The following is an 802-nucleotide window of genomic DNA, read 5'->3' on the forward strand; positions in this document are numbered from 1 at the left end:
TAGATTTTTCCGCGCTGCTTCAGGCGGCTGAGCGTCTCCGCCGTGAGATTGAGAAAGGATGCCAATTCCTTGCGCGGAATCTGCTCATTGATCACTGGATGCTTGCGCATGAAACGGTGCACGCGGCCCGGCGCGTCCAGCAGGTGCAGCGTGATGGTGTGCGCCATGATTTCGCTCATCACGCGCATCACGTGGTACTCGAACACCTCCTTGAACTTCGGGTGCCGGTCCATGAACTCGACCCACTTGGGCATGGGCAGCTTGGCCACGCGGCCCTTGACCACCCCGATGATGCTGTAGGGCGTGGGTGTGTTCAGCCGCCAGGCGGCGTAGCTGGTCTCCATGTCGTCCGCGCCCGCGAAGCGCAGGATCATCTCCTTGGCGTCCGCGTTGGTGACGGCGCGCTTGAGCACGCCTTCAAGCACGAAGTACTGCTCCATCTCGTGCACGCCCTGGTGCAGGAGGTAGTCGCCCTTGTTGAAGTCGCGCACCTCCAGCAACGCCCCCAGTTCCTCGCGCTCGGCGTCGTTCAGGTCCTTGAGGACGACGTTTTGCCTGAGCTGCACATGGATCACGTTGCGCTGACGGTGGTTCGCCACGGAAGAAATCACTGCAGCCACTGCACATCACCCCGGGTATTTACTGACCTGGCCGATTGACCGCAGTCAACGGCGCTTTTGAGGCGCGATTTCTACCATGGCTCGCCAGGAAATCACCGATTTCCACCGATTTGACAGCAGGAGCGTGACCATGACGAAACCCCTTGAAGGCATCCGCATCATCGACTTCACGCACGTGCAGG

Annotated in this window: 1 protein-coding gene; it reads right to left on the reverse strand. The window is 60.5% G+C overall.

The window, feature by feature from the left end:
- The coding region (locus ALA01S_RS31280; RefSeq protein ID WP_066343696.1) for a Crp/Fnr family transcriptional regulator at positions 1 to 608 on the reverse strand (608 nt) is incomplete at its 3' end.
- Positions 609 to 802: the final 194 nt, after the last annotated feature.

It is taken from the genome of Azohydromonas lata NBRC 102462 (assembly GCF_001571085.1).
GTDB classification, from domain to species: Bacteria; Pseudomonadota; Gammaproteobacteria; order Burkholderiales; family Burkholderiaceae_C; genus Azohydromonas; species Azohydromonas lata.